Source organism: Stappia sp. MMSF_3263 (assembly GCF_030733745.1).
Taxonomy (GTDB): domain Bacteria; phylum Pseudomonadota; class Alphaproteobacteria; order Rhizobiales; family Stappiaceae; genus Stappia.
Map to the genome: position 1 here is coordinate 159,177 of NZ_JASHIK010000009.1, position 21,244 is coordinate 180,420.

Consider the following 21,244-nt stretch of genomic DNA (forward strand, 5'->3'; position numbering starts at 1 on the left):
AATTGTCGAAACTTGTTCGGGATTGTCGCAATTGCACGCGCTGGAAACGTTCTCCGCCGCCCTCAAGCCCTGCGTGCGACGATGAAACGCGAGGCCGAGCGCACCGGATAGAAGCCGGTTTCGATGATCTCGAAGCCGGTCTCCGCGACCATCCTGTCCAGCTCCGCAGGTCTCAGGAACGTGACATGCGGCGCCTTGCCGAAAAGGCGCATCGCGGCGATCAGCGGCCACAGCAGCAGCGCCCGCCAGCCGCCGAGACAGACAGTCTTGGTAATCAGCAATCCCCCGGGAACGAGCCGCCCGCGAAGCACCTGCAGCGCCGCCGGCAGGTCCTCGACGAGATGCAGCAGGTTGAAGGCAAGCACTGCGTCGAACGACCCGGCCGGGAGGTCGGCCTGCGTCAGCTCCGCCTGCTCGAAGACGACGTTTCCAGGATCGCCCGCAGAGAGCTTTTCCCTTGCGATTGCAATCATCTCCCCCGAGCCATCGGTCGCCGTCAGGTGGCCGGTGGCGGGTGCCAGGATCAGGGCCGTGGTTCCGGTGCCGCAGCCCACTTCCAGCACCTTTTGCCCTGCCTGAAGGTGGGCTTTCGCCCGTTCGAGCGTGGCGTGATAGGCGTCCGGATCGCCAACCGGCCTTGCCGCGTATCGACGCGCGACCTTGTCCCAGAAACGTGCCGAACTCGTCATTGCCTGTCCTTGCGCTTCGCCGGTGATCGCGTCCCGGTGGATCCGGGATTGGCCGCAACGGCGATGCCTCTCGCTTAGCGCGTCGACGGGTCAAAAGAAATTGCAGAAAAATGCAGCCTCGATATACAGATTTGCATGAATTGGCGCAGCGTCACCTTCGACTGGAACCAGGTCCGGGCCTTTCTCGTCACGGCGGAGGAAGGGTCCCTTTCCGCCGCCGCCCGGGCGCTCGGGCTGACGCAGCCGACCCTTGGCCGGCAGGTCGCCGCCCTTGAGGAACGGTTGGGTGTTGTCCTGTTCGAGCGGCTCGGGCGGTCCCTGTCGCTCACCCGATCGGGACTTGAACTGCTTGAGCATGCAAGGGAAATGGGGGAGGCGGCAGGCCGTGTCTCGCTGGTCGCATCCGGCCGTGTCGAGGCGGTCGCCGGGGAGGTCTCGGTCACCGCGAGCGATGCCTTCGCCGCCTATCTGCTTCCCTCGATGCTCGAGCGGTTGCGGCAGGCGGCGCCCGGCATCACCGTCGAGGTGGTTGCGTCGAACGGCCTGCGCGACCTGCGACGGCGGGAGGCCGATATCGCCATCCGTCACGTCCGCCCGGAAGAGCCGGAACTGATCCTGCGCCGGGTCGCCGACATGCGCGCCCGCCTTTACGCCGCGCGCTCCCTCGTCGAACGCCTGGGTCGTCCTTGCGAGGCAGCGCAATTGTCGTCCTGGCCCTTTGTCGGGTTCGAGCGTTCCGACCGGTTGATGAACGCGCTCAACGCGCAGGGCCTGGCTCTCACCCCCGACAATTTCCGCATTGTCACGCAGAATGGCGTGGTTGGCTGGGAATACGTGCGCCAGGGGCTCGGCGTCGGGGCGATGGTCGAGGAAATCGCCGCGCTGGCGCCCGATGTCGAGTGTCTGCTTCCCGGGTTTCCGCCATTCGTGGTCCCGGTCTGGCTCGTCACCCACCGGGAATTGCGCAAGAGTCGCAGGATCCGGGTCGTCTTCGACCTTCTCGCCGAAATGCTGGCGGGCGAGGGTGATGACGGGACGGGTCCCGAGCCTAGCTCATCCAGCGCAGCACGCGTTCCTTGACCGGATTGACGAAGGGTCGCTTCTCCTCGCCCGAGCGCTGCCACTCGTCCTTGAGCTGCATCCACCAGCGCCCCTGCGTGTCGGCGTCGTTGATCAGCATCAGCTTCGGGTTGTGCTCCAGGCCCTCGCGCTGCTGGATGACGACGCGGCGATCCTGGTCGAGGAACACCTTCATCAGGTGGCGGGCAAGCGGCGCCAGCGGTGCGACCCAGCCCATGCTGGCCCAGAACATCTGCCGCACTTCCGTGTGCGAGGGATCGATCGGCGTGATCGTGGTCAGCCCGACCACCGTGTGCTTGCTGCCCTTGATGTGCTCGATGCGCAGGCCCGGCAGCGCGTAGCTGATCTCCGTGGTCACGTCATCGCCGAGCACCCGGTAGGCGATGTTCTGTGGCGGCAGCTTGTGGCGCACCATTGCCCATCCGAGCCCCGAAGGAGCGAAGTGCTTTTCCTTGGAACGCAGCACCTTGGCGTTCTTCTTGAACCACCACGAGGTGTGCACGAAGGCCGCATGCGTGGGGTCCATCAGGCCGAGCGCGGCATGGTCGACCGAGCACACGAACGGCAGCATGATCTTCAGCCGCGGGCCGGTTTGCGGATCGATGTCCGGCATCATCGGAGGCTCGGGCTGGCGTCCGTCCTCGGGGCGCTCGCCGTTTTCCGGGAAATAGATCCAGATCAGGCCGTTCTGCTCGCGCGCCGAATAGGCGCCGCAGGAGATCTTCGTATAGTCGATGGTCTGCGTCGCATGGGTGGAGGGGATGTCGACGCAGGTGCCGTCGGTGTCGAACTTCCAGCCATGATAGCAACACTGCACGGTCTCGCCGTCGAACCAGCCATGGCGCAGCGGGATGCCGCGATGCGGGCAGATATCGCGCAGCGCGAAGACCTTGCCGCTGGCTGCCCGGCCGATCAGCACCGGCTCGCCGAGCAGCGTCTTGCCGAGCATCTTGCCGGGCTTCACCTCCGACCCGGGGCAGGCCACGTACCAGAGCCCCCGCAGCAGGTCGGCTTCCAGCTTGTTCATCTGTCGGATCTCCTGATGCGGCCAAGGCGACGCCGGGCTGATGGTGCCCTTTAGCCCGTGCGCCCTCCGGCTTGCAAGGCACAACTCGTCGCGGCCCGAACGGGGCTGCGGTTTGTAGAGCGCGACGGCTCACCCGGAGCCGGGGTGAGCCTCGCGCAGGAAACCGATCATCGCCCGGGTTTTTGCCGGCAGATGGGTGCGGCTCGGATAGACCAGCCATGCGGCAGTGTCGAAGCGTGTGGCGGTCACGGCCCAGTCGGCAAGGCAGCGGACCAGTCGCCCGCCGGCAACGTCCTCGCGCACCAGCCAGTCAGGCAGGAGGGCAGGGCCCAGTCCGCTGACGGCCGCGTCGCGAATGGCGCCCGCCGGCGCGAGTACGAGGTCCCCGTCCACTGGCTGCTCGACAATGTTCCCGGATGCGCCGCGAAACAGCCAGCGGCTGCGATAGTCGCGAAGCGGGAAGCGCAGCACCCGATGGGAGGCTAGGTCGGAAGGCTGGCGCAAGGCGGGTGCACCGGCAAGATAGGCCGGCGAGGCGACGACGAGATAGCGCGTGTCCATCAGCTTGGAGACGATGACGTCGCCCTCGACCGCGGGCGCCAGACGGATCGCAAGATCCACCCGTTCGCCGACAAGGTCGACATTGGCATCGGTGAAGAGGCATTCCACGCCGACGAGCGGAAAGGCGCGACGGAATCCGCCGAGCAGGGGAACGACGATCTGCTGCCCGAACGCGACCGACGCCGAAAGCCGCAAGATGCCGCGCGGCCGGGCGCGGGTGTCGCGCGTCGCCGCCAGGGCGTCTTCCAGTTCGTCCATCAGCGGGGCGACGCGGGCAAGACAGGCCGCGCCCGCCTCGGTCAGCGACAACCGGCGTGTCGTGCGCTGGAACAGCCGCACGCCGAGTTGTGCTTCCAGCGCGGCAACGGAGCGCGAGATCGAGGACGGGTCCGTGCCTCGCGCCCGGGCGGTGGCGGCAAAGCTGCCATGGCGGGCGATCTCGACGAAGAGGGCAATGTCTTGCGTGTCCATTCATGCATCTTTCACATCAATGACCTGGAGGATCAATCATTTTACCCGGATTTCGGCATCGGTAGCGTTCAGCGACGGGATGGCCATGGTGGCCACCCTGTGAAAAGGACGGATCGATGAACGCATTTCCCCTTCACACACTCGACAGCGCGCCGGAGGGCGCCCGCGACCTGCTCGGGGCGGTACAGGCGCACTGGGGTTTCGTGCCCAACCTTCACGCCATCCTGGCGGAAAGCCCGCTGGCGCTGGCAGGTTACGAGTCTCTGTTCGGTCTTGTGCAGGAACGCGCCAGTCTTGCCCCGGTCGAGCGCCAGGCAGCTTTTCTGGCTGTGAGCGTCTTTCACGGCTGCGCCTATTGCACCATGGGCCACACGTTCCTTGCCCGGCAGGCCGGAATGGAGGCGGCGGACCTGGACGCCCTGCGCGCCGGCGGACGACCGGTCACCGTGCACCTAGCTGCCCTTGCCGTGTTCACCCGAAAGTTGCTCGAAACGCGGGGCGATGCAGGCCCGGCAGTGCTTGCGGATTTCCTGGCCGCCGGCTTTACCCGGGCACAGGTTCTGGAGGTTGTCGCGATCATCGCGACGAAGACAATTTCCAACTATGTCAACCATATCACGGCAACGCCGCACGAGGATTTCATGGCGGATCCGGCGCTCTCCTGGAGTGCTGGCGACGCTGTCGCAGCACCGGCGGGTGGCGCATGAGCCGGGTCGCCGTTCTCGGCCTCGGGGCGATGGGATCGCGCATGGCCGCAAGGCTCCTCAAGGCGGGGCATTCCGTTACGGTCTGGAACCGCTCGGCCGGTCCAGCCGATGCCCTGGTGGAGAGCGGGGCCGTGTCCGCGCCCACCCCGCGCGCCGCTGCCGCGGGATGCGAGCTTGTGATCACGATGGTTTATGACGATGCGGCCTCGGAAGCGGTCTGGCTTGCTCCTGACACGGGCGCGCTGGCGGGCCTGGAAAAAGGATGCGTCGGCATCGAGTGCTCGACGGTCTCCTTGCGGCATGTGCTGCGGCTCCATGACCTGGCGCAGGAGCGGGATCTTGCCTTTCTCGACGCACCGGTGGCCGGATCGAGGCCGCAGGCGGAGGCGGGCGAGCTTGTGTTCATGGCGGGCGGCAGGGTGGATGTACTGGAGACGGTGGGGGCGGTGTTTCTCGACCTCGGCAGATCCGCCTTCCATGCCGGCGGGCCGGGTGCCGGTGCGCTGGTCAAGCTGATGGTCAACGCGCTGCTTGCCGCCCAGACCGCGACACTGGCCGAACTTCTCGGCCTTGCCGCAAGGTCGGGCGCGGACACCGCCACTGCGCTTGAAATCATCGGGGCGACGGCCGTGGCGAGCCCGGCGATCGTTTCGGGCGGCCGGGCAATGCTGGCAGGTACGTTCGCGCCGGCAGCGCCCGTCGATCTCATCGCCAAGGACCTGGCGCTCGCCTTGCGGGCAGGCAGGGACGTCGGGGCCCGGTTGCCGATGGTCGCGGCCGGCGGGGCCGTGTTCGGGACCGCCAACGCCGCTGGCTTTGGCGGTGACAACCTGACCGGCGTCGTGAAGCTGTACAGAAATCCTGTGCCGGCCGGCTGAGCCGTGCAGGTCTCTCCCGCCTTGACCCATGCAACGAAAAAGGGCGCGCCCGGCGGGCGCGCCCTTGATGTCAGTCGGGTCGATGCCGGTCTTATGCCGACAGCGCGCCCTTGGCCTGCTCGGTCAGGACCTTGAACGCATCCGGCTCGCGGATCGCGATGTCGGACAGGACCTTGCGGTCGATCTCGATGCCGGCCTTGTTGAGGCCGTCGATGAAGCGCCCGTAGGTCAGGCCGTGCTCGCGCACGGCGGCGTTGATGCGCTGGATCCAGAGCGAGCGGAAATTGCGCTTGCGGACCTTGCGGTCACGATAGGCGTACTGTCCGGCCTTCTCGACCGCCTGCTTGGCAACGCGGATCGTGTTCTTGCGACGACCGTAATAGCCCTTGGCGGCCTTGAGGACCTTCTTGTGCTTTGCGTGGGCGGTTACGCCCCTTTTGACACGCGACATGGAATTGAACTCCTTGGAAAGTCAGAACGCCGTCAGGTTCAGCCGTAGGGCAGGAACTGCTTGACGATACGGGCATCGGGCTCGGACAGCGTGGTGGTGCCGCGCGCGTTGCGGATGAACTTGTTCGAACGCTTGATCATCCCGTGACGCTTGCCCGCCTGGGCGGTCTTGACCTTCCCGGTCGCGGTAAGCTTGAAGCGCTTTTTCGCTCCAGACTTGGTCTTCAGCTTGGGCATTTCGCATCCTTTCTTGACCCGGCGGGTGTAACGCCGCCGGCTGTTGTTGGAAGCCGTTGTGAGCCGCCACGGCATGCCCGTTCGTCACGGGAGGTCCGCCAAAACAGACCGGTCCCGCGAAGCCGGGCGGCTCGGGACACGGGCTTATAAGCGCGGTCCCTGCAAAACACAAGGGCGGGAATGGCCCTGGCAGGCCCAAATGCGCGCAAAAATCGCGCGAGATTGCGACCGGCCCCCTCCAACTGCGCACGGCGCTGGGGGGCACAACGAAAAGAACCCGGCCACACGACCGGGTTCCTGTCTTCAACACGGGCCCCGCCAAAGGCAGGGCAGCGTCCGCTGGGTCGTCTAGCGCGCGATCGGCGCCAGCACCATCACCATCTGGCGGCCCTCGAGCCGGGGATGGGACTCGACCTTGGCGAATTCCGCCGTCTCGTCACGCACCTTGTGGAGCAGTGCGATGCCGAGGTCCTGGTGCGCCATTTCGCGTCCACGGAACCGCAGGGTGACCTTCACCTTGTCGCCTTCGTCGAAGAAACGCTTCATGTTCCGCATCTTCACCTCATAATCATGGGTGTCGATGTTCGGACGCATCTTGATTTCCTTGACCTCGACGATCTTCTGCTTCTTGCGCGCCTCTGCCGCCTTCTTCTGGCTCTGGTACTTGTACCGGCCAAAATCGAGGATCTTGCAGACAGGCGGCGAAGAGTTCGGGGAAATCTCGACAAGGTCCAGGCCGGCTTCCTCGGCCATTCTCATTGCGTCTTCCGTAAGGGTGACGCCGAGATTCTCTCCATCCTGGTCGATAAGCTGGACTTCCCGAACGCGGATCTCTTGGTTTGTGCGCGGGCCTTCCTTGGTCGGCGGCGGTGCGCGGTATGGACGGCGAATGGTCGCTAACTCCTCTAATGTTTCAACGAATCTGCTTGGTGAACCTTCCGGTTCGACGGCCTGCTCCCCGGTTCCGGCTGCCTTTCGGTTGCCGGAAAAGAGGGCTGACCCGGTGCGCAACAACAAATGCCCCGGACGCCGGGCGCCGAGGACCAATGTGGCGACCGATCAGGCCGTTGCCAAGAAAATCCAGTGAAAAGCAGGAGAAGTCAACCGGATTCGGGCGCAGGTGGATGATGCCGCAGCTGCGCGGCCGGGTTGCGGCCGCAACTGGTCGGCCGGCTTGGTCGAATGTCGAGGCAGGCCGGCAGGGTCGGAAGTTGCTGTGCTCAAGACCAGGAGTTGCGTGCCCGTAACATAAGGAGGGGTGTGCCCTGGTAAATTATGACAGGGGATTAACCGGCCGTTATGAGTATTCCGGCACAGATGCTTGTGGGAGGGATGGTTTGACCATCGTGAAAAGCTGCGCCTTTTCGTGGTCGTCGATATCCTCAGGAGCGCATCTTGTCCCTCTGGTCTCTCGCCCTTCCCCGTCAAAAGAACGGCGTTCCCGTAGCTGTGCGTGTCGGTGTTCTGGCAGCGATCGCCGTTGTTGCCGTCATCGCGCTGTCGCTGACGCATTTTCTTGGCGACGCGCGCAACAACGCGGCTGTCGATCGCATGCAGGACAACCGCCGACTGGAAACGCTCGCCGGGCAGCTCGCCAACGAGACGTTGCAGATGCGTCGGCGCGAAAAGGATTTCCTGATCCGCCGGAACCAGGAAGAAGCGGATCGATACGAGGCCGCCGTCAAGCAGGCGCTTTCGATCATTCCGCGCATGTCTGAACTGGCGGCTGCCAGGCCGGTTGCCACGCAGATCGGCCTGGCACAGGCGGGTGTCACAGCACACCGGGATCAGTTCCGACGCATCGTCGAGGCCTATCGGACGATGGGATTCGATGAGAAAAGCGGTCTCCAGGGAGAGCTGCGCACGGCGGTACATGCCGTTGAAACGCGCCTCAAGGCCGCCAATCTCGACGCCCTGACCGTCAGGATGCTGATGATGCGGCGCCATGAGAAGGACTTGATGCTGCGCGGCGACCTCAAATATGTCGGCGAGGTCGATGCCCGCCGCGCAGAGTTCGATGGCCTGATGCAGCAGACGGAACTGGATACGGGCGCGCGCGCCGAGATTTCCGGTCTGTTGGACGCCTATGTCTCCGGCTTCAAGGCGTATGCCGCCAATCAGGCGCGGATCGCGGAGGAGGTGGAGGCGCTGAGCCGGATCTATGCCGACCTGACGCCTCATGTAGAGACGATCGTCAGCAAGGCGGTCGACGGGCTGGAGGCCGCCGAGGCCGACCTGGACCGGACGCGGGGAACGGTGGCAACGGTTTTCGTCATCGCCGCTTCAGCGATGCTTCTGGCAGCCCTGGCGCTTGCCTACCTGATCGGCCGAGGCATCACCCGCCCGGTGCTCGGCATCACCGGGGCAATGCGGGCGCTGGCCGACGGCGATACGTCCGTATCGGTTCCCGACGCCGCGGCCCATCGCGAGATCGGCGCCATGGCGCGGGCCGTCGAGGTCTTCCGGGCCAACGCGATTCGCACCCGGGAGTTGGAGGCGGAGCAGGCCGAGCAGGCAGAACGCTCCGAAGCGGAGAAGCGCGCGATGATGGCAAGGCTGGCCGAGGAGTTCGACGGATCGGTTGGCCGCATCGTCCAGGCGATTTCGCAGGCTTCGCATCAGCTTGACCATGCGTCCCAGGTCATGGCCTCCGCTTCGCAGGACGTCGATGCACGCTCCGCTTCGGTGGCGGCGGCATCCGAGCAAACGGCGTCGAACGTCCACACCGTTGCGGCGGCGACCGAGGAAATGTCAGCCTCCATCGAGGAGATCAGCGCCCAGGTGCTGCGCGCATCCAACGCGACACAGCAGGCGTCCGACAACATCGTCCAGACCACGGATCAGATGACGGCCCTGTCCGGGGTCGCGGACCGCATCGGCGAGGTCGTCTCAATGATCTCCGACATCGCCGCCCAGACCAACCTTCTGGCTCTCAACGCGACCATCGAGTCGGCCAGGGCCGGGGAGGCGGGCCGGGGGTTCGCCGTGGTTGCCGGCGAGGTCAAGGCACTGGCCAGCGAGACCTCGAAGGCAACCGACGGCATTGCCAGGCTGGTCGGAGAGATCCAGACAGAGACGCGTACCGCCGTCTCCGCCATCGACGGCATCGGCAAGATCATCAGCGAGCTGAACGGAACCACCGCGGCGATTGCCGCGGCAATGGAAGAGCAGGGTGCAACGACCCGGGAAGTGTCCCGCAACGTGGTCGAGGCAGCCGAGGGAAGCCGGTCGGTTTCGCAAAGCATTGCCGGCGTCAGCACGGCCTCGCGGGAGAGCCGGAGTGCGGCGGACACCGTGACCGAGGCGGCACAGGGGCTGTCGAGCCAGTCGGCGGCCATGCGTGAAGAGGTCGAGCGGTTTCTTGCACATATCCGCGCGGCCTGAGCCGCCGTGTCAGCGACCGGCAAGCAGCCGGTCGTAGACCGCAAGGGTTGCCGCGCACATCGCCTCGACGGAGAAATGCGCGGTGACATGGGCCCGTGCCCGCCCGGCCAGCGCCTCGCGCCGGTCGGTCGCTAGGGCCAGCATCTCGGCAATCGCGGCGGCCAGCGCTCCGGCATCGCTGGCCGGCACGCGCCAGCCCGTGCGTTCGTCTTCCGCGACATCGGGCGGCGCCAGCACGGTCTCTGGCACGGCGCCGAGGTTTGTCGCAACGACCGGCACGCCGGCGGCCTGCGCCTCGACGGCGGCGCGGCCGAAGGCTTCCGGTTCGACCGAGGCGACGACGGCGACATCGGCAAGCGCCAGCGCCGCGCCGACATCCGTGCAATGGCCCACGAGCCGCACATGGCCGGTCAGGCCGGCGGCGGCGATCCGGTGCTTGAGCTCCGCCACATAGGCCTCGCGCCCCTGCGCGTCGCCGGCAAGGATGCAGGTCCAGCCCGGCGCGTGCCGGGGCGGGCGGTCGTCCCCGGCAAGCCGGGCCAGCGCCTCGATCAGCACCGTCTGGCCTTTCCAGTGGGTCAGGCGGGCAAGGTTGAGGATCACCCGCTCGCCTCCCGCAAGACCCCATGCGCTCGCCAGAGCCTGCCGGCGCTCGGGCGAAACCGAGGCCGGATCGAGCGCACCAAGATCCGAGCCGCGATGGATGACGGTGATGTGCCCCTGCGCGAAGGGATGGCGTTCGGCGATCAGCCTTGCGGTGTAACGGGAATTGGCGATCACGGCATCGCCGCGCGCCATCACGGAATTGTAGAGGGCCTTGGCCGCGTTCGACTGGTTGTAGATGCCATGATAGGTGGTGACGAAGGGCACGCCTTGCGCCCGCGCGGCGCGCAGCGCCGACCAGGCGGGCGCCCGCGAACGCGCATGGACGAGGTCGACGCCCTCGGCGCGAACGAGCTGCCGGAGCGCTTGCGCGTTGCGCCAGAGCGCCAGCGGCGCCTTGCGCTTCAAGGGCATTGCGACATGTTCCGCGCCGCCGGCCACCAGCTCCGCGACGAGCCGTCCGCCCTGGCTTGCGACAATGGCGCGGTGACCGGCCGAGACCAGCGCATGGGCGACGTCCACGGCCGTGCGTTCGGCGCCGCCGGTGTCGAGTTCGGGAATGACTTGCAGAACGGTGCGGCGGGTCACAGGCATCCTGTCGGGCAAGGTTGCGGGAGCCGGGGCGGGCTTCTCAAAGCCTGCATCCTGTGCCACATCGGGCAGCGACCAGGCAAGGAGCGACGACATGAGCGATGCAGTGACGGGACCCGGCGGCGAACGCTTCATCGAGGTGGGACGCGGCGCGCAGGCGCGGCGGATCGCGGTCCTGCGCGAGGAGGGCGAGCCCGGCCGCTGCGGCATTCTCTGGCTCTCGGGCTTCAAGTCCGATATGGCCGGCACAAAGGCGGAGGAGCTTGCGGCCTGGGCGCGCGCCACCGGCCATGCGATGACGCGGCTCGACTATTCCGGCCACGGCCTGTCCGGCGGCGCCTTCGAGGATGGCACCATCTCGCTATGGGCGGAGGAGGCGGTTGCCGTTCACGCCGCCTTCTGCCGCGAGCCGACCATCGTCGTCGGCTCGTCCATGGGCGGCTGGATCGCGCTACTGCTGGCCCGTGCGCTGCTGGCCAAAGGCGCCGGCGCGGCGCCGCTTGCCGGCATGGTGCTGATCGCCCCGGCTCCCGATTTTACCGAGGAGCTGATGTGGAAGCACGAGTTCACCGACGAGATTCGCGAGACGATCCTGCGCGAAGGCCGCTATGAGCGCCCGTCAGAATATGACGACAGCCCCTATGTCATCACCCGTGCCCTGATCGAGGACGGCCGCGAAAACCTGCTGCTCGGCGGCGCCGTCGAGACCGGCTGCCCGGTGACCATCCTGCAAGGCCAGCGCGACGATGCGGTGCCCTGGCAGCACGCGCTCAGGCTGACGGAATGCCTGGCGCTGGACGATGTCGTGCTGACCCTTGTCAAGGACGGCGACCACCGCCTGTCGCGCCCCGAGGACCTTGACCGGCTGCTCGATGCCGTTGCCCTCCGCGCCGAGGCTGCCGAACTGCACATGGGCTGAGGCCCGGCCGGGCGTGCGTTTTTGCCGGCGGGTCATCGGTTTGTCGTATTTCGCGCCAAGGCTTGGCACGGCATGATCGTCATTGGCGGGCTACGGACAGGCGAGGGTACTTATGACAGGGCGCAGGCGCTTCATTCTGGCGATCGACGGAGGCGGGATCCGGGGGCTTGTTCCCGTGCGGATCCTCGAGACGCTGGAGGCGCGCCTCCGGGCGCTGGGCAAGAGCGCGCCGATGCACCGTTATTTCGACATGATCGCGGGATCCTCCACCGGAGGGCTGATCGCCGCGGGCCTTGCCGCCCCCGGTCCCGACGATCTTGGCGGTCAGGCGGCCGGCATTACCGAGCTGCGCCGCTTCTTCGAGGTCGACGCCCGCGATGTCTTCCGCCGCAAAAGCCTGTTCGAGCGTTTCGTCGCCAATCCCCGGGCGCTGTTCGACGAGCGCTATGACGAGCGGCCGCTGGAGCGCATCCTCAAGGACCAGCTCGGCTGGACGTCGCTGCAGTCGGCGCTGACCCGGATCGTGCTCACCGCCTATGACATCGAGCGGCGCGAGGCCGTGTTCATGACCAATGGCCGGCAGAGCGATGGCGGTCGGCCGGACGACTATTATTTCTGGCAGGCGGTGCGGGCGACGACGGCGGCCCCCGTCTATTTCGAACCGATGCGCGCTGAAAACCTGACCCATGGCGACGAGCGCGTGCTGATCGATGGCGGCGTGGTGATGAACAACCCCGTTCTCGCGGCCTATCTGGAGGCGATGAAGCTCGGTTGGAGCGCGCAGGAGATCACCGTCCTCTCGCTCGGCACGGGCGCCGCCAACCGGCGCGGCTATTCGTTTCGCGAGGCCTCGACCTGGGGACCGCTCGGCTGGCTGTCGCCGGGCAATGGCACGCCGCTCCTGTCGATCCTGGCGCACGGGCAGTCGACCACCGCCGCCTACCAGGCGGAACGGCTGCTGCCGGCCGCCGGCATCGCCGAGGTGATCCGCCTCGACGGCGACCTGCCGGAAGGAGCCGAGGCGCTGGACAACACCCGGCCCGGCAACATCATCGAACTGAACGGGGTCGCCGACCGGATCATCCGCGACAACACCCTGACGCTCGACCGGATCGCCGCCGAGATGAGCGAGCGCGACGACTGAGCCGTCTTGCCGCCCCGCCGTGGTTTATGGTTAACCGAACGTAAACGCTCCGGCGCGACACTGCTTCAACGGGCCATGGCGGATGCCGCCTGCCCGGGAAGACCAAGGCCACGAGGGAGCCGGCCATGAGACGCGCGACAGCAGCCAACAGTGTGCCCTTCGAAACGTCGGAGGCCTGTCTGCGGACCCGCCATGCCTGGCTTGGCCTGCTCGCCGCCGCCTCCATCGCGGCGCTGGCCGTGACCGCCGTGCTGAGCCCGGCCGCATCCGCCCCGCTGCCGCGCGAAAAGCCCGCCAGCCTGATCGCCGCCAATGCCCTGTCGCGGCTGGAGGAACGGCGGGTGACGACAACGCGCATCCTTCCCTCCACCGATATCGGCGACCTGGTTTCCTCCGGCGGCGAACGGCCCGTTGCCGAGGCAGCGCAGTCGCGTTTCGCTGCCGCCCCGCTGCCGCAGCCGGCCCCGCGCGAGCGTGCCGAAACCGCTGCCGGGGCCGCACCGGTGGCGCGGGAGACAGCCTCCGCCATTCCGGCGAATGTCTCGCCGTCGGCCGTCGCCAAGGACCTCTTCGGCGCCATGCGCTCGCCCGCGCCGCTCGCCGCCCGCTCTATCGGCTCCTATGCCAAGGGCTGCGTCGCCGGTGCCACCGCGCTCGCCGTCGACGGGCCGAGCTGGCAGGTGATGCGCCTGTCGCGCAATCGCAACTGGGGCCATCCGGAACTGATCGACATGCTGCAGCGCCTCGCCGCCGACGCGCCATCGCTCGGCTGGAACGGCTTGCTCGTCGGCGACCTTGCCCAGCCGCGCGGCGGGCCGATGACCTCCGGCCATGCCAGCCACCAGATCGGCCTTGACGCCGATATCTGGCTGACGCCGATGCCGGACCGCACTCTCACCCGCGACGAGCGCGAGAGCATGTCGGCGGTCTCCATGCTGAAGGGCCCGTCCAACCTGAAGGACGCCGACCGGGGCGTCGATCCGTCGAAATGGAGCGATGCCCGCGCAAGGCTGATCCGCCGCGCGGCTCAGGACCCGCGCGTTGCCCGCATCTTCGCCCATCCCGGCATCAAGCAGGCGCTCTGCCGCTTCGAGACCGGCGACCGTTCATGGCTGAGGAAAGTGCGCCCCTGGTGGGGGCACCACTACCACTTCCATGTGCGCATCGCCTGTCCGGCGGGAAGCGTCGGCTGCAAGGACCAGAACCCGCCCCCGCCGGGCGATGGCTGCGGCAAGGAATTGGCATGGTGGCTTTCCGACGAGCCTTGGGTGCCGAAAAAGCCGGCCAAACCTTCCAAGCCGGCGAAGAAGAAGCACATGACCCTCGCCGCCCTGCCGGACGCCTGCACGCAGGTGCTGGTGGCAAGGTAAACGGGAAGGCGCCGCCGTTAGGGCGGTGCAGGGAAACTCCGGTCTCTTTTTCCCGTCTCCCCCGCGCAATCCCCTTTGCGGGGGCGTGCGGCGATGGTAAATGGGCGCGCATGAGCACGCAGAAAATCTCCGACATCCGCAATTTCTCCATCGTGGCGCATATCGACCACGGCAAATCGACGCTGGCCGACCGTCTGATCCAGATGACGGGCACGCTGACCAGCCGCGAGATGAAGGAGCAGGTGCTCGATTCGATGGACATCGAGCGCGAGCGCGGCATCACCATCAAGGCGCAGACCGTGCGCCTGATCTACAACGCCGCCGACGGCAAGCAGTACAAGCTGAACCTGATCGACACGCCGGGCCATGTCGACTTCGCCTACGAGGTGTCGCGTTCGCTCGCCGCCTGCGAGGGCTCGCTGCTGGTCGTCGACGCCAGCCAGGGCGTCGAGGCGCAGACGCTCGCCAATGTCTACCAGGCCATCGACAACGACCACGAGATCGTCTCGGTGCTCAACAAGGTCGACCTGCCGGCGGCCGAGCCGGACCGGGTCAAGGAGCAGATCGAGGACGTGATCGGCCTTGACGCCTCGGAAGCGGTGATGATTTCCGCCAAGACCGGCCTTGGCGTGGAGAACGTGCTGGAGGCCATCGTCAAGCGCCTGCCGCCGCCCGAGGGCGACCCGGACGCGCCGCTGAAGGCGCTGCTGGTCGACAGCTGGTACGACCCGTATCTGGGCGTCATGGTGCTGGTGCGCATCATCGACGGGCGGATGAAGAAGGGCCAGAAGATCAAGATGATGGGGGCGAACGCCACCTACGAGATCGACCGCGTTGGCGTCATGACCCCGAAATTCCTGATGACCGACGATCTCGGCCCCGGCGAGATCGGCGTCATCACCGGCTCCATCAAGGAAGTGGCGGACACCCGCGTCGGCGACACGATCACCGACGAGCGCAAGCCGACCGCCAAGGCGCTGCCCGGTTTCAAGCCGGCCCAGCCGGTGGTGTTCTGCGGGCTCTTTCCGGTCGATGCCAACGACTTCGAGGACCTGCGCGCGGCGATGGGCAAGCTGCGGCTCAACGATGCCAGCTTCTCCTTCGAGATGGAGACCTCGGCAGCGCTCGGCTTCGGCTTCCGCTGCGGCTTCCTCGGCCTCCTGCATCTGGAGATCGTCCAGGAACGGCTGGAGCGCGAGTTCGATCTCGACCTGATCGCGACGGCGCCCTCGGTCGTCTACCGGATGCATTTGACCGACGGCACCTTGAAGGAGTTGCACAACCCGGCCGACATGCCCGATCCGGTCAAGATCGACACGATCGAGGAGCCGTGGATCCGCGCCACGATCATGACGCCGGACGAGTATCTCGGCGCCATCCTGACGCTCTGCCAGGAGAGGCGCGGCGTGCAGGTCGACCTCAACTATGTCGGCTCGCGCGCCATGGTCACCTATGACCTGCCGCTCAACGAGGTGGTCTTCGATTTCTACGACCGGCTGAAGTCGATCTCCAAGGGCTACGCCTCCTTCGACTACCAGATCACCGACTATCGCGAGGGCGACCTGGTGCGCATGTCGATCCTGGTCAATGCCGAGCCGGTCGACGCGCTGTCGGTTCTGGTCCACCGCTCGCAGGCCGAGCGTCGGGGCCGCGCCATGTGCGAGAAGCTGAAGGACCTGATCCCCCGGCACATGTTCAAGATCCCGATCCAGGCGGCCATCGGCGCGCGGGTGATCGCCCGCGAGACCATTGCCGCGCTGAGGAAGGACGTCACCGCCAAGTGCTATGGCGGCGACGCGACGCGCAAGCGCAAGCTTCTGGAAAAGCAGAAGGAAGGTAAGAAGCGCATGCGCCAGTTCGGCAAGGTGGAGATCCCGCAGGAAGCCTTCATCAAGGCCCTGAAGATGGACGAGTGAGGCGTGCGGTTGCCGCCTATTCGGCGGCGACCAGCACCGGCTGTTGCCACCGGCCCGCCGCGATCTCGGCGATCTGCGTGTCGATCTGCCCCAGCACGAAGCGCGAGAACGGGCCAAGGTGCACGTAGAGCGCCACCATGTGCAGCATCGGGTTGAGCGCGCGCGGATTGTGGCGCAGCGTGAAGGCGATCATCCGCCACAGATGTCCGCGGTGTTCCGGATGATGCCGGGTGATCGACCAGACGAGCCGGCCGAGCTTCTTCACGTCGCTGAAGAGGCGGGCGTTGAGAACGTCGCCATTGGGGCCGCTCATGTCGAGCAGTGAGACCATTTTCTTCAGCCGGTCGAAATAGGCCTGCGGCGCATAGACCCGCTCGATCACCTTTCGGTAGTCGCCCAGGATCTGCCCGCGCGGGCGCAGGGTTTCGAAATTGAGCCCCGCCGTGCATTGGTCGCCTTCCTCGTGGTCGGGATCGGCCATGTCGAATTCGGCATGCAGGCGCCCTTGCGCCGCCAGACGCCGGGTGAGCTGGGTGTTGGGCAGCGCGTAGAGCAGGCCGGTCATGGCGACGGGAATGGCGGCCTCCTCGATGAGGTTCGCGATCTCGTCGGCAACCCGCTCGCTCTCCTCGTCGAACCCGACGATGAAGCCGCCGATGACGAAGATGCCCGCCTCGTAGATCTTGTGCACGCTGGCGGCGATGTCGCGCCGGGTGTTCTGCTTCTTGCGGGTGGCGATCAGCACGTCCGGGTCGGGGCTCTCGATGCCGACGAAGACGACGAAGAAGCCGGCATGGCGCATCATTTCCAGAAGGTCGTGATCGTCAGCCAGGTTGAGCGAGGCCTCGGTGGAGAGCTCGAACGGGCGGCCATGCGCCTCCTGCCAGGCAATCAGGTCCGGCAGGAAGGCCTTCACCGCCTTCTTGTTGCCGATCAGGTTGTCGTCGACGAAGTCCACATGGCCGCGATAGCCGAGATCGTAGAGCGCCTGCAGTTCCGCCAGGATCTGGGCGCTGCCCTTGGTGCGCGGCTTGCGGCCGTAGAGCTCGATGATGTCGCAGAATTCGCAGGTGAACGGGCAGCCGCGCGAGAACTGCACGTTGACCTGGACATAGTCGGAGAAGTTGAGCAGGTCGAAGCGCGGCACCGGCGTGGTGGTGACGTCGGCCTTGAACTTCTCCGCCTCGAAGGTGCCGGACCGTTCGCCGCCCTCGAAGGCTGCGACGAACTGCCCGAAAATGCCTTCCGCCTCGCCGATCACCCGGAAATCGGCCGCCGCATAGTGGTCCGGGCTGGAGGTGACGTCGGGACCGCCGACGACGACGGGAATGCCGGCTGCCTGGCACATGGCGATGATCGCGAGCGTGTCCGACTGCTGCGGCAGCATGCCGCCGGTGAAGACGACATCGGCCCAGGCAAGCTCTTCCTCCCGCAGCTCGGTGGTATTGCGGTCGACCAGCCGGGGCTGCCAGTTCTCCGGCAGCATCGCGGCAACGGTGATCAGTCCGAGCGGGGGCGCCGGATATTTGGCGCCGACCAGGGTGCATGTCTCCCGGTAGTTCCAGAAAGAGCCGGCCTGGAAGCGCGGATAGAGCAGCAGAACGTTGACGTTCGGGTTCATCGAGGGCTCTTCGTCGTGGCGAGGGCGGGTCGTGGATTGCAGGATATCAAACTTGACGGTTTTTGCATGACCTACGGGTGACGAACTGTCGGTTCGCGGCCCCGGACTTGCAAAATGAAATCCGGTCACCATTTCTTAACGGTAGTTGTTCATCATTCGCTGACGATATGGCGCGCCTTGCGGTGTCGCATGCCTGTCACCCTCACATTGCAAGATGAGGACCGGGCGCTTTCGAGACGAACCGAGACGCAATTCGTCATGCGGCGGCGCGACACGTTCCGCGCGAGCATGAACGTTGCCCCGGCGCGACACGCGCCACGGCGGCATGACCGGCACCCCGCACGGGTGCGCAACAAGACTGACAAGAACGATAAGAAAGAGACTGAAATGGACTTTGGTAATGTGAAGTGGTTCGACATCAAGCAGGGTGTCGGCCAGATCGAACCGGACGAGGGCGACTTCGTCCATGTCGACATGGCGGCGCTGCGCCGCGCGGGTCTCCCGACCCTGCGCGAAGGCCAGCTGATTGCCTATGAGCTCGACTATGCGCGCGGCCATTCCGCCGCCGAGAACCTGCGCGTCCTGTAACGCGCGTAAAACCCCGGCGGCCTTGAAAAAGGCCGCGAGCAAAGCGCCGCTGCCGTGACGGGCAGGGCGCTTTTTGCGTTTTGGCGGCAGGTTTCAGCCGCTGGCACTCTCTCCGGCCGTCAGCCGCCGCAGTCGCAGCATGGCGACAAGCCCGAAGGCAGGTCCAAGCGCCAGCAGGGCCAGCAGCACCGGCCAACCCGCCGTCTCGACCACGATCGGTGTCGCCTGCACGGTGATGAAGGTCAGCGCGAAGCCGATCGCCGTTTGCAGCGTCATCAGGCTGCCCGCCTGCGAAGCCGGGGCAAAATCCGCCACCAGCGCCGAGAATTGCGGGGAATCGGGCGCGATCGAGGCTCCCCAGACGAGAACGACGAGGCAGAAGAGCCAGGCGGGGCCGCCAAAGGCGAGGGCGGCGGCAAGCGCGCTGGCGAAGCTGATCGCCAGTGCGATGATCGCCACGCTCTCCTTGCCGATCCGGTCGGCGACAAGCCCGCCGGCGATGCAGCCAAGTCCGCCGAGGGCGATCGCCGCGAAGGTGGCAAGCCGGGCGAGCGTCAGCCCCCTGTCGGGCCCGAGTTCCGGGACGAAGGTGGCGGCCATCGCCGCGCCGGCCCAGGTCCACATGGCGTAGAGTTCCCACATGTGGCCGAAATAGCCGGCATAAGCGAGACGGATGCGGCGGTTCGTCCAGGCACTGCCGATGACGCCCGGGTCGAATCGCGGCGAAGTGGCGTGATAGGGGCCAAGCCGCACGCCGAGAGCGAGAAGGGCGGCCGCGAGGGAGGCGAGGGAGGCGAGAAGCACCGTGACGCGCCAGTCGGCGCCGCCGCCAAGCGCGATCAGGTGCGGGGCGGCAGAGCCAAGCGTCACCGCTCCGACCAGCAGCCCGACGAGGAAGCCGCGATCCTGGACGCCCCAGCCGACGGCGATCTTCATGCCGACAGGATAGACGCCGGCAAGCAGCGCGCCGGTGAGGATGCGCGCGGCGATGGCTCCGTCGCCGCCCACGGGCAGAGCCAACAGGGCGGCATTCACCAGTGCCGCCAGCGTGGCGCAGGCGGCAAGCAGGCGTCCGGGGTGGATGCGGTCGGGAAGGCCGAGAAAGGCCGAGAGAAGCGCGCCGGCCACGAAGCCGACCTGCACGCCGCTGGACAGCAGCGCCTGACGCGCGGCGGAGATCGGTGCCTCGGCAAGCATTTCCGGCAGGATCGCGGCGGAGACGAACCACAGCGACAGCGCCGCGATGACCGCGATCGAAAGGAGGCTGAGCGAGAGCGTCTTTATGGCCGTGACCCGGTTTGGCCGCGACCGCGGCGACGGGAGAGGCGGCCGGACGGCCGCTTGTCGAAAGCCTATCAAGGTCGGTAAAACGCGTCATCCTGCATTTGGGGGCGGCAGCCATGCATGGAGCGGGATTTTCGATTGACCGTTTTTTTGTTTCGTTTGATTGTCGTTCTCGGCAATAAGGAAAGAAAACGAACGTATCGGGAGGCGGCGTGTGAGCGGCGGACATATACTCGCAATCGATCAGGGCACCACATCGAGCCGGGCCATCGTCTTTGACGGGGATCTGCGGTCGGTGGCGGTCGGCCAGCAGGAATTCGCCCAGCACTTTCCCCATTCCGGCTGGGTCGAGCACGATCCGGCCGACCTGTGGACCTCCACGCTGGCCGTCTGCCGCGAGGCCTTGTCGAAAGTCGAGGGAGGGGCTGCGGCGATCGCCGCTGTCGGCATCACCAACCAGCGCGAGACCACGCTGGTCTGGAGCCGCAAGACCGGCGAGCCGGTCTGCAATGCCATCGTCTGGCAGGACCGGCGCACAGCGGAGTTCTGCGCCCGGCTGAAGGGGCAAGGACATGAGGAGCTGTTCACGCAGCGCACCGGCCTGCTGCTCGATCCCTATTTCTCCGGCACCAAGCTTGCCTGGATCCTCGGCAATGTCGAGGGCGCAAGGGCGCGAGCCGAGGCCGGGGAACTGGTCTTCGGCACGGTCGACAGCTGGCTGATCTGGAAACTGACAGGCGGCCGCGCCCATGTCACCGACGCGACCAATGCCTCGCGCACGCTGCTCTACAATATCGACGAGAATTGTTGGGACGAGGAGCTTTGCGGCATTCTCGGCGTACCCTTGTCGATGCTGCCCCAGGTGAAGGACAGCGCGGACGAGTTCGGCACGGTCGACGCGGAGCATTTCGGCGCCGAGTTGCCGATCCTCGGCGTTGCCGGCGACCAGCAGGCGGCGACCGTCGGTCAGGCCTGCTTCCGTCCCGGCATGGTCAAGTCGACTTACGGCACCGGTTGCTTCGCGCTGATCAACACGGGTGAAACCCGGGTCGCCTCGCAGAACCGTCTGCTCTCGACGATTGCCTACCGGCTGGCGGGCCGGACCACCTATGCGCTGGAAGGCTCGATCTTTGTCGCCGGCAGCGCTGTGCAGTGGCTACGCGACGGGCTCGGCATCATCGATCACGCTGCCGAAAGCCAGCAACTCGCGGAAGCCTCCGATCCTGAGAACCGGCTGTATCTGGTGCCGGCCTTTGTCGGCCTCGGCGCGCCTTACTGGGACCCGGACGCGCGCGGCGCGTTGTTCGGCCTGACACGGGCGAGCGGTCCGGCCGACTTCTGCCGGGCGGCGTTGGAAAGCGTTGGCTACCAGACCCGCGACCTGATCGAGGCGATGCGCGCGGATGCGGCCAGCATCGACACCGCCGGCATCGTCCTGCGCGTCGACGGTGGCATGACCGCCTCGGACTGGACCATGCAGTTTCTCGCCGACCTGCTCGGCGCGCCGGTCGACCGGCCGCAGATCCTTGAGACGACGGCCCTGGGCGCGGCCTGGCTCGCCGGCCACAAGGCGGGCGTATGGCCGGACATGGCGGCCTTTGCCGAGACCTGGCATCTCGACCGTCGTTTCGAACCGGCGATGGAGGAGGGCGCGCGCGAGGCGCTTTATGCCGGCTGGCAGGATGCGGTGCGCCGCACGCGCAGCAAATGAGACGCAGCACGGG

19 protein-coding genes are annotated in these 21,244 nt (G+C 66.6%); 10 read left to right on the forward strand and 9 right to left on the reverse strand.

What is annotated here, in order from left to right; genetic code table 11:
• Positions 1 to 62: 62 nt before the first annotated feature.
• Positions 63 to 689 carry a class I SAM-dependent methyltransferase gene (locus RBB46_RS12110; protein WP_306029239.1) on the reverse strand — a complete coding sequence of 209 codons (627 nt, stop codon included), beginning with the start codon at positions 687 to 689 and terminating at the stop codon, positions 63 to 65.
• A 135-nt stretch (positions 690 to 824) separates the two neighbouring features.
• On the opposite strand from RBB46_RS12110, the gene RBB46_RS12115 reads away from it, so the two are divergent.
• Positions 825 to 1,769, forward strand: coding sequence for a LysR family transcriptional regulator (locus RBB46_RS12115; protein WP_306029240.1), 945 nt, complete (start codon positions 825 to 827; stop codon positions 1,767 to 1,769).
• Here RBB46_RS12115 and RBB46_RS12120 read toward each other — a convergent pair.
• Both RBB46_RS12120 and RBB46_RS12125 read right to left on the reverse strand, forming a co-directional pair.
• Positions 1,738 to 2,796, reverse strand: a complete 1,059-nt coding sequence (locus RBB46_RS12120) for an aromatic ring-hydroxylating dioxygenase subunit alpha (RefSeq protein ID WP_306029241.1) — start codon at positions 2,794 to 2,796, stop codon at positions 1,738 to 1,740. The genes RBB46_RS12115 and RBB46_RS12120 overlap by 32 nt on opposite strands.
• 129 nt (positions 2,797 to 2,925) lie before the next feature.
• Positions 2,926 to 3,828: a LysR family transcriptional regulator gene (locus tag RBB46_RS12125; RefSeq protein ID WP_306029242.1), complete on the reverse strand. Its 903-nt coding sequence runs from the start codon at positions 3,826 to 3,828 to the stop codon at positions 2,926 to 2,928.
• 116 nt (positions 3,829 to 3,944) lie between these two features.
• Between RBB46_RS12125 and RBB46_RS12130 the strand changes: the two genes are divergently transcribed.
• Positions 3,945 to 4,535, forward strand: coding sequence for a carboxymuconolactone decarboxylase family protein (locus tag RBB46_RS12130; protein ID WP_306029243.1), 591 nt, complete (start codon positions 3,945 to 3,947; stop codon positions 4,533 to 4,535).
• Positions 4,532 to 5,413: an NAD(P)-dependent oxidoreductase gene (locus RBB46_RS12135; protein WP_306029244.1), complete on the forward strand. Its 882-nt coding sequence runs from the start codon at positions 4,532 to 4,534 to the stop codon at positions 5,411 to 5,413. Before RBB46_RS12130 ends, RBB46_RS12135 begins: the two co-directional genes overlap by 4 nt.
• Before the next feature lie 91 nt (positions 5,414 to 5,504).
• Here the strand turns inward: RBB46_RS12135 and rplT are convergent, their stop codons facing one another.
• From rplT to infC, 3 genes are all read right to left on the reverse strand, one after another.
• Positions 5,505 to 5,864, reverse strand: a complete 360-nt coding sequence (gene rplT, locus RBB46_RS12140; RefSeq protein ID WP_306029245.1) for a 50S ribosomal protein L20 — start codon at positions 5,862 to 5,864, stop codon at positions 5,505 to 5,507.
• A 38-nt stretch (positions 5,865 to 5,902) separates the two neighbouring features.
• Complete coding sequence (gene rpmI / locus RBB46_RS12145) at positions 5,903 to 6,100, reverse strand: 50S ribosomal protein L35 (RefSeq protein ID WP_029058693.1); 198 nt, start codon at positions 6,098 to 6,100, stop codon at positions 5,903 to 5,905.
• A 348-nt stretch (positions 6,101 to 6,448) separates the two neighbouring features.
• Positions 6,449 to 6,991 (reverse strand): translation initiation factor IF-3, encoded by a 543-nt coding sequence (gene infC / locus RBB46_RS12150; RefSeq protein ID WP_306029269.1) that lies wholly within the window; start codon positions 6,989 to 6,991, stop codon positions 6,449 to 6,451.
• Between the two features lie 504 nt (positions 6,992 to 7,495).
• On the opposite strand from infC, the gene RBB46_RS12155 reads away from it, so the two are divergent.
• On the forward strand, positions 7,496 to 9,484 hold the full coding sequence (locus RBB46_RS12155; RefSeq protein ID WP_306029246.1) for a methyl-accepting chemotaxis protein: 1,989 nt from the start codon (positions 7,496 to 7,498) through the stop codon (positions 9,482 to 9,484).
• A 9-nt stretch (positions 9,485 to 9,493) separates the two neighbouring features.
• On the opposite strand, the gene RBB46_RS12160 is transcribed toward RBB46_RS12155, so the two are convergent.
• A complete protein-coding gene (locus tag RBB46_RS12160; protein WP_306029270.1) occupies positions 9,494 to 10,681 on the reverse strand; it encodes a glycosyltransferase family 4 protein in 1,188 nt (395 codons plus the stop codon).
• 91 nt (positions 10,682 to 10,772) lie between these two features.
• Between RBB46_RS12160 and RBB46_RS12165 the strand changes: the two genes are divergently transcribed.
• The 4 genes from RBB46_RS12165 to lepA all read left to right on the forward strand — a co-directional run bounded on the left by RBB46_RS12165 (position 10,773) and on the right by lepA (position 16,027).
• Positions 10,773 to 11,597: a carboxylesterase gene (locus RBB46_RS12165; RefSeq protein ID WP_306029247.1), complete on the forward strand. Its 825-nt coding sequence runs from the start codon at positions 10,773 to 10,775 to the stop codon at positions 11,595 to 11,597.
• 112 nt (positions 11,598 to 11,709) lie between these two features.
• A complete protein-coding gene (locus tag RBB46_RS12170) occupies positions 11,710 to 12,741 on the forward strand; it encodes a patatin-like phospholipase family protein (RefSeq protein ID WP_306029248.1) in 1,032 nt (343 codons plus the stop codon).
• Between the two features lie 503 nt (positions 12,742 to 13,244).
• Positions 13,245 to 14,111, forward strand: coding sequence for a penicillin-insensitive murein endopeptidase (mepA, locus tag RBB46_RS12175; protein WP_306029271.1), 867 nt, complete (start codon positions 13,245 to 13,247; stop codon positions 14,109 to 14,111).
• 110 nt (positions 14,112 to 14,221) lie between these two features.
• A complete protein-coding gene (gene lepA, locus RBB46_RS12180) occupies positions 14,222 to 16,027 on the forward strand; it encodes a translation elongation factor 4 (RefSeq protein WP_306029249.1) in 1,806 nt (601 codons plus the stop codon).
• 16 nt (positions 16,028 to 16,043) lie between these two features.
• Here lepA and RBB46_RS12185 read toward each other — a convergent pair whose 3' ends face one another.
• Entirely contained in the window at positions 16,044 to 17,648 is a 1,605-nt protein-coding gene (locus RBB46_RS12185) for a B12-binding domain-containing radical SAM protein (protein ID WP_306029250.1), read from the reverse strand.
• A 387-nt stretch (positions 17,649 to 18,035) separates the two neighbouring features.
• Between RBB46_RS12185 and RBB46_RS12190 the strand changes: the two genes are divergently transcribed.
• On the forward strand, positions 18,036 to 18,236 hold the full coding sequence (locus RBB46_RS12190) for a cold shock domain-containing protein (protein WP_306029251.1): 201 nt from the start codon (positions 18,036 to 18,038) through the stop codon (positions 18,234 to 18,236).
• A 93-nt stretch (positions 18,237 to 18,329) separates the two neighbouring features.
• On the opposite strand, the gene RBB46_RS12195 is transcribed toward RBB46_RS12190, so the two are convergent.
• Positions 18,330 to 19,520 carry an MFS transporter gene (locus RBB46_RS12195; protein ID WP_306029273.1) on the reverse strand — a complete coding sequence of 397 codons (1,191 nt, stop codon included), beginning with the start codon at positions 19,518 to 19,520 and terminating at the stop codon, positions 18,330 to 18,332.
• A gap of 214 nt (positions 19,521 to 19,734) precedes the next feature.
• Here RBB46_RS12195 and glpK point away from each other — a divergent pair, with 214 nt between their 5' ends.
• Positions 19,735 to 21,231, forward strand: a complete 1,497-nt coding sequence (gene glpK / locus RBB46_RS12200; RefSeq protein WP_306029252.1) for a glycerol kinase GlpK — start codon at positions 19,735 to 19,737, stop codon at positions 21,229 to 21,231.
• Positions 21,232 to 21,244: the final 13 nt, after the last annotated feature.